We start from the raw sequence: 8058 nt of genomic DNA, 5'->3' as shown, positions 1-8058 counted from the left end.
TCTATTTCTTGAAAATGTTGATCTTGATCTAGATGAATTACGGGTCGCAAATGCATTTCTGGTCGCTGTTCTCCTGGCATCTCTTTGAGCTACTGCCGATCTAGATGTTCTTCTTCCATTATGATATGCAACTGCGTTTCTTCCTCTATTATATCTGCTTCCGTATGCAAAATTATTAAATCCTCCATTACCAAATCCTACACAATAGTAAGGATTATAAAAATTGCCAAATCCAAAGTACGGATTAAAAAATCCTCCGTATCTAGGTCCCCAGAAGCCAAAGCCACCACCCCAGTAAGGGTTTCCCCAATAGCCACCTCCCCAATAAGGATTACCCCAGATACCACCGCCCCAGAAGGCACCTCCACCCCAGAAGCCACCGCCCCAGAAAGGAGTATTGTCATATACATTTACAATGATACTTTCTGTTTGATCACCCCAAGCACCTTGATTTGTGTCATAACCATCGCCTTCTACATAGGCTTCGCCATTTTCTGAAGAATATGTATCTACGTCTGTAAATACAGCATCTTCTTCAATAATGTCTCCTAATGCTTCGGCTTCTTGCTCAAAGTAATTTTTATATATCTGACCTGTAGAACTCAAACTATCTGTTGTCTTTTCTTGAGATACTGTGGTAGGAGTACCGCTATAGATTCCATCATCATCATATACAGATTGTGAAGAACTACACGATATTAACGTGAGAGTTGCTAATCCTGAGAAGAGGAATGTTTTTAGAGTGATTTTAAGAGTGGAAGAAAGTTGCATATCTCTAAAGTGTTTAATTGTTGTTCGTACTAAAAATAACTAATTTCGCATTAATTATTATTTGTCTAATACAGTCACAAAATTTGTGCCAAAACAGCCTTTTATGGGGAAGAACTTAACAAAAAGAAGCGAAGATTACTCAAAATGGTATAATGAGCTTGTTGTAAAAGCAGATTTAGCTGAAAACTCTGCCGTACGTGGGTGTATGGTCATAAAACCGTATGGCTATGCGATATGGGAAAAAATGCAAGCAGAACTTGATAGAATGTTTAAAGAAACTGGACATGAAAATGCATACTTTCCACTTTTTGTTCCCAAAAGTCTTTTTGAAGCTGAAGAAAAAAATGCAGAAGGTTTTGCAAAAGAATGTGCTGTAGTAACACATTACAGACTTAAAACAGATCCAGATAATGAAGGTAAACTTATTGTAGATCCTGATGCAAAACTTCAGGAAGAACTGATTGTAAGACCTACTAGTGAAGCGATTATATGGAGTACGTTTAAAGGATGGATACAATCTTATAGAGATTTGCCTTTATTAATCAATCAATGGGCGAATGTGGTTCGTTGGGAAATGAGAACACGACTCTTTTTGCGAACATCTGAGTTCTTATGGCAAGAAGGTCATACGGCTCATACAACCAAAGAAGAAGCATTAGCAGAAGCAGATCTAATGAATAACATATATGCTACTTTTGTAGAAAACTTCCTAGCAGTACCAGTTATAAAAGGGTTGAAAACAGAAAGTGAACGTTTTGCAGGAGCAGATGAAACATTTTGTATAGAAGCATTAATGCAAGATGGGAAAGCATTACAAGCGGGAACTTCTCACTTCTTAGGACAAAATTTCGCGAAAGCGTTTGATGTAAAATTTGCATCTAAAGAAGGAAAACAAGAATATGTATGGGCTACATCTTGGGGTGTATCTACACGCCTTATGGGCGCGCTTATCATGACACACAGTGATGACCAAGGACTTGTATTGCCTCCTAATTTAGCGCCTTATCAGGTTGTTATTGTACCTATTTATAAAAATCAAGAACAACTAGATGCTATATCACAAGTAGCCAATGAAATTGTAAATGATTTACGCCTTCATAATGTCACTGTAAAGTTTGATAATAGAGATACTCATAAACCTGGATGGAAATTTAATGAGTATGAATTAAAAGGAGTGCCACTGCGTATAGGAATAGGGCCAAAAGATTTAGAAAAGCGAACTGTAGAGCTCGCAAGAAGAGACACCCTCACAAAGGAGTTTGTCGCTAAAGAAGATGTTGTAGATACTGTTGTACAATTACTAAAAGATATTCAAGAGAATCTATATACGAAAGCAAAAGAATACAGAGATACTCATATAACGGAGGTGCAAAACTTTGATGAGTTTAAAGAAATTTTAGAAACCAAAGGTGGTTTTATAAGTGCACATTGGGATGGAACATCTGAAACTGAAAACAAAATTAAAGAGCTCACAAAAGCTACGATACGCTGTATTCCTTTAGATAATCCAAAAGAAGATGGCAAGTGTGTTTTTAGTGGTGCTGCATCCACTCAAAGAGTACTATTTGCAAAGGCATATTAAATAGTTTTAAAAAAAGTTCAATTTAGATTTGTGTCATGTAAAAATAGTTGTATTTTTGCATCCGCAATTTAGGCAATTGTTCTAGGCCCGTTCGTCTATCGGCTAGGACGCATGGTTTTCATCCATGTAAGAGGGGTTCGATTCCCCTACGGGCTACATATTTTATAAATATAATTAACAAAAGACAATGGCAAATCACAAGTCAGCATTAAAGAGAATAAGAAGTAACGAGTCTAAAAGACTGAGAAATAAATATCAGCACAAGACAACTCGTAATGCGATTAAAAAATTACGAGATCTACCTTCTAAAGATGAAGCAGCTACTTTTTACCCTGCTGTAGTTTCTATGATAGACAGGTTAGCAAAGCGCAATATTATTCATTCTAATAAGGCGGCTAACTTAAAATCAAAATTAGCGAAGTACGTAGCAGCACTATAAGCTGTATCTCCATGCAACAAAAAAACTTCTACAAAATTGTAGAAGTTTTTTTGTTGTCTATGAATACTTTTATAAAAACTGCAAACCGAAAAAATATTAGAAAAGCATTGCTAAAGTAATTTAAAATTGTACTTTTGCATCCGCTTAGATCAACCTCTGACGAAAATCGTGAATGTTGTACTAACTTATAAAAAACAAAAAATCCATTATTATGGAAGATTTAGTAAAATTTGTACAAAACGAATTTATAGCAAAGAATGATTTACCAGAATTTAGTGCTGGTGATACCATTACTGTATACTACGAAATTAAAGAAGGTGAAAAAAGACGTACACAGTTCTTTAGAGGAGTTGTTATCCAATTAAGAGGAACTGGAAGAACTCAAACCTTTACTATTAGAAAAATGTCTGGTACTGTTGGTGTAGAGCGTGTTTTCCCATTAAACTTACCCGCTATCCAAAAAATAGAAATCAATAAGAAAGGAAGCGTGCGTAGAGCTCGTATCTATTACTTTAGAGGTCTTACAGGTAAGAAAGCTCGTATTAAAGAAAAACGTTCTTAATACTTTTCAAAAAGCATATAAAAAGCCTTTGATAATCATCGAAGGTTTTTTTATTCACAATTGTTAATAACCTAAGTTCATAACTGGTTGATAATTAAATTTATGCCTTTTTTGATTTCATGTTATAATAATACCTACTTTTAGTATAAGATTAATACGAAATAAACAACTTTGTTCATGTTGTATTAGCCTAAACAAGTTTCAAAAAACATATGTTATTAAGAAACTCGGTCATGAATACTAATAAGAAACGCTGCAAAAGCTAGATGAATTATTGATTAATAGTGTACAACTATGAATATAGTAATCATTGAAAAATCTTAAGTAAAATGACCACATCAAAACATAGTATGATAAACAGCAATGTTAGGATATATGTTTTGAAGATATTTTAAATAGTTATAGGAATTTATTCCTTGTTAAAACGTAAGTTTTACTAATTAAAGTATCTAAAAAGCCATATCAAGCATGTATTTGCATTGATATGGCTTTTGTTTTTATTGAAAATTTACCTTATTCTAGCCCCAACTGTATTATAATAAATGCATCGTAATAGCTATATTTGCAATCCTTTTTAGAATCTTCTATACTTACTAATAAGGCTAAAAACAATTCTATATATGGCAAATACTAATACTATAATTAAATATACATTCACAGACGAAGCTCCAATGCTAGCAACGCATTCGTTTTTACCTATCGTAAAACGTTTTACGCAATCTTCAGGTATCGAAATAGATACCGAAGATATTTCACTAGCTGGTAGAATTATCGCAACCTTTTCTGAATATCTTACGGATGAGCAAAAACAAAATGATGCGCTTGCTGATCTAGGAGAACTTGTTAAAAAACCAGAAGCTAACATTATTAAACTTCCTAATATTAGTGCATCTATATCCCAGCTTCTAGAAGCTATAAAAGAATTACAAGATCATGGATACGCCATTCCTGATTTTCCTGAAGAGCCAAAAACAGATGAAGAAAAAGCAATACGTAAACTTTTTTCTAAGGTTTTAGGAAGTGCTGTAAATCCAGTATTAAGAGAAGGAAATTCTGATCGTCGTGCGCCTAAACCCGTAAAACAGTACGCTAAAAATAATCCACATAGTATGGGAGCTTGGAGTGCTGATTCTGCTTCTCACGTTGCAACTATGCAGGAAGGAGATTTCTTTCATAACGAAAAATCTTTAACCGTCTCTCAATCTGGAAATGTGCGTATTGAGCATACAGATACTTCTGGAAATAAAACCATCCTTAAAGCAGCTACGCCTGTATTGAAAGATGAAATTATAGACGCTACTGTCATGAATAAGAAAGCACTTATCAATTTCTTACAAGAGCAAGTAGCTGATGCAAAAGATAAAGGTGTTCTATTTTCGTTACACCTGAAAGCAACGATGATGAAAGTCTCTGATCCTATCATTTTTGGACATGCTGTACGTGTATTTTTTGCTCCTGTCTTTGAGAAATATGGAAGCGTATTTGAAGAAATAGGTGTTGATGTCAATAACGGATTTGGAGATTTAGTATCTAAAATCCAAGAATTACCAGATGCACAACGCAAAGAAATAGAGAAAGCTATCGAAGCATGTTATTCAAAACGTCCAAGTGTTGCCATGGTCAATTCTGACAAAGGGATTACAAATCTACATGTGACGAGTGATGTAATTATAGATGCGTCTATGCCCGCTATGATTCGTACTTCTGGTAAAATGTGGAATACTGCTGGAAAATTACAAGATACAAAAGCAGTAATACCAGATAGCAGCTATGCTGGAATATATCAAGAGACTTTTGATTTCTGTAAAAAACATGGTGCTTTTGATCCTAGAACGATGGGAACCGTCCCTAATGTTGGATTAATGGCTCAAAAAGCTGAAGAATATGGATCTCACGATAAAACGTTTGAAATTGAAAGTGATGGAACAGTAGCAGTTATTGATGATCAAGGAAACACCCTTTTAGAACATCCTGTGGCTACAGGTGATATCTGGAGAATGTGTCAAGTAAAAGATGCACCTATTCAAGACTGGGTAAAACTAGCGGTAAAAAGAGCACAAGCTTCACAAACACCTGCTATTTTCTGGTTGGATAAAAACAGAGCGCACGATGCACAATTAATAGAAAAAGTAAACCTATACCTTAAAGATCACAATACCGAAGGGCTTGACATTCAAATTATGTCTCCTGTAGAAGCGACGCGTTATACGCTTACTAGAATGAAAAACGGAAAAGATACCATTTCTGTTACAGGAAATGTATTGAGAGATTACAATACAGACCTCTTCCCTATTTTGGAGCTAGGTACAAGTGCAAAAATGCTTTCTATCGTCCCTCTTATGAATGGAGGTGGATTATTTGAAACAGGTGCTGGTGGATCTGCTCCAAAACACATACAACAGTTTTTACAAGAAGGACACCTACGTTGGGATTCTCTCGGTGAGTTTTTAGCGCTTGCCGTATCCTTAGAGCATACTGCTGAGGCTACCAACAACAAACGTGCTGGAGTTCTTGCTGAAACGCTAGATAACGCCACTGTTAAGTTTTTAGAGAATAAAAAATCACCTTCTCGTAAAGTGAACGAACTTGATAACAGAGGAAGTCATTTTTATCTTGCGATGTACTGGGCACAAGCACTAGCAGCTCAAGATGTAGATCAAGATCTTAAAAAAGAGTTTACACCATTAGCAGAAGCAATGGAAAAACAAGAGCAAACCATTATAGACGAGTTAAATAATGCGCAGGGTTCCCCTATGGACATAGGAGGCTATTATCACGTAGATACCACAAAAACAACAGCTGCGATGAGACCTAGTACCACGCTCAATACTATTATTGATGGGTAGTACGCTTTCGCGAAAGCGTATACAACAATCTTAAAATTTAGACCATAAAAAAACGAGTGCCATAACAGCTCTCGTTTTTTACTTCTCAACCTAACCTAACTAAAGTCTTTATTTCTTTAAAACTCTTTTAGTAAATTCTCCTATATCCGTCTTGATGACTAAGAAATACATGCCATCTGCAAAGCTAGAAATATCTATACTTGTTGTCTGATGGTCTGCTTCTTTAGACAAAATAGCTCTTCCTTGTATATCATACATGGTGATAGACTGTATCGCAGACCTAGCCTCAATGGTAATTATTGTATCGCTTGGATTAGGATATAATCGTACATCTTGCGCTGTTGAAAACTCATCTACAGAAAGGGTTTCAAAAGTTGTGTTTGCCGTATTGGTGGTAATTGGGAAATTAAAATCAAAGTAAATATCTGCATCTGCTGCTACAAAATCTGTCGTGACTAAGTCAGCATTGGTTCTGATTTTAAGTAAGATATTTCCATGACCGCCTGATGAGAGATTGATATTTTCAAACGTAAATTCGACAAGATCATTTGTAATGGCAAGACTCATCTCGTCAGAGGCGTTTAAAACCTGTAATGTATTCACATCAAAATCTGCAGGATTGATTTCTGTCGTAACTACAACATTTTGAGCTGGAGCATTTCCTGTATTTTCAAAATTTATAACATAATGTAAATAGCCACCTATAAGTGTAGAAGGCGCTACATCGCCTTGCAAGCACGTAATATCATTAGGATCAAAAGCCCCTACAACTACCTCTACATATTCAAATGTATTATCATCTGGTGTTTCTTCTACTTGGTCTATCACAATATCACCTGTAAAGATTAATATATCGTCTATGTTGACAGGTGGCGTTTCTGTAGGATCATTTACATTTAAAACAATATCTACAAACCGACTTTCAAAAGGTTGTAAATCTACAAAGTCAAAAGACAATAGACCTGTATTTTGGGTATCTGGGGTTGTTGTCGAAGAAACAAAATCCAATACCGTATCATTATACACAAAATCTACGGTTCCTGAAAGCGTCTGATTTCCTTTATTTTTATAGACCAATTGATAGGTTGCATTAAATCCGGGTCTTGACCTAAAAATAGGCGCTATCACAACCTCAGCATCTGGTCGAATTCCATTTGCAGTAACACAAAAATCTTGGATTGTAGTACTGTTATCTATTGCTGTGACAGGTATATTTGCTGGTGATGGCGTTACCGTAAAATAATCTGGTTCTTCAAAATTTGCTGTAAGGGAATAAGTTCCTATCTGATTTACATAAAGATTATAAGTACCTGTATCATCTGTATATACTGATGAGCCTGTTGAACTAGCATCTATATCTATAGCAAAACCAACGTAAGGAATTCCGATATCTCCTGAATCACAACCATTATTATTTACATCAAATTGTGCTATCCCAGTTATGGTATTATAATTTCCACCTGGCTCAAAACTACAATAAGAATTTACTACATAATCTGCACCGGCAAAACTTTGAATGTCTGCTACCTGATTTTGATCTGCGCAAACGTATGCTAAACTTGGATTATTTCCCAAGAACCAATTCTCTGTCCAACTTCCAAAATCTATATCACCACTACTCTCATCACTCCCATTTTTTATAAATACATTTTCCAAAAACTGATTTCCTGCTATAAATAAAGCTGTTAAATTACTATTATTGTTACAATCCAATGTTATAAGATTTGTCCCTGAAAGGCTTAATCTTTCAAGTGAAGGACAATTAGAAAGATCAATATCATTTAAAGGATTTTCCCAAGATATTTTGTTAAAAAGATCTGGAGATCAATTAGAAGTAAAAGTAACTGAAGTTGCAGAT

The 8058-nt window shown here is 35.2% G+C and carries 5 protein-coding genes, 1 tRNA gene and 1 pseudogene; 5 read left to right on the top strand and 2 right to left on the bottom strand.

Going from position 1 to position 8058, the window contains the following annotated elements:
- Positions 1 to 771: pseudogene (locus tag Q0505_RS03830) on the bottom strand (hypothetical protein); the annotation flags it as partial.
- Positions 772 to 874: 103 nt separating this feature from the next.
- Here Q0505_RS03830 and proS point away from each other — a divergent pair.
- The 5 genes from proS to Q0505_RS03805 all read left to right on the top strand — a co-directional run bounded on the left by proS (position 875) and on the right by Q0505_RS03805 (position 6200).
- Positions 875 to 2353, top strand: a complete 1479-nt coding sequence (gene proS / locus Q0505_RS03825) for a proline--tRNA ligase (RefSeq protein WP_299209028.1) — start codon at positions 875 to 877, stop codon at positions 2351 to 2353.
- 84 nt (positions 2354 to 2437) lie between these two features.
- A tRNA-Glu gene (locus Q0505_RS03820) sits at positions 2438 to 2509 on the top strand.
- A 31-nt stretch (positions 2510 to 2540) separates the two neighbouring features.
- Positions 2541 to 2792 (top strand): 30S ribosomal protein S20, encoded by a 252-nt coding sequence (gene rpsT, locus Q0505_RS03815; protein ID WP_299209026.1) that lies wholly within the window; start codon positions 2541 to 2543, stop codon positions 2790 to 2792.
- A gap of 211 nt (positions 2793 to 3003) precedes the next feature.
- Entirely contained in the window at positions 3004 to 3354 is a 351-nt protein-coding gene (gene rplS / locus Q0505_RS03810; protein WP_299209023.1) for a 50S ribosomal protein L19, read from the top strand.
- 620 nt (positions 3355 to 3974) lie between these two features.
- The gene (locus Q0505_RS03805) at positions 3975 to 6200 is read left to right on the top strand and encodes an NADP-dependent isocitrate dehydrogenase (RefSeq protein WP_299209020.1); all 2226 of its coding nucleotides are present in this window, start codon (positions 3975 to 3977) and stop codon (positions 6198 to 6200) included.
- A gap of 108 nt (positions 6201 to 6308) precedes the next feature.
- On the opposite strand, the gene Q0505_RS03800 is transcribed toward Q0505_RS03805, so the two are convergent.
- On the bottom strand, positions 6309 to 7913 hold the full coding sequence (locus Q0505_RS03800; RefSeq protein ID WP_299209016.1) for a T9SS type A sorting domain-containing protein: 1605 nt from the start codon (positions 7911 to 7913) through the stop codon (positions 6309 to 6311).
- Between the last annotated feature and the right edge of the window lie 145 nt (positions 7914 to 8058).

Origin of the sequence: uncultured Dokdonia sp., from assembly GCF_937910895.1 — a bacterium.
Lineage (GTDB): Bacteria > Bacteroidota > Bacteroidia > Flavobacteriales > Flavobacteriaceae > Dokdonia.
The sequence above is the reverse complement of the archived record's forward strand: the minus strand, read 5'-3'. Positions and strand labels throughout refer to the sequence as shown.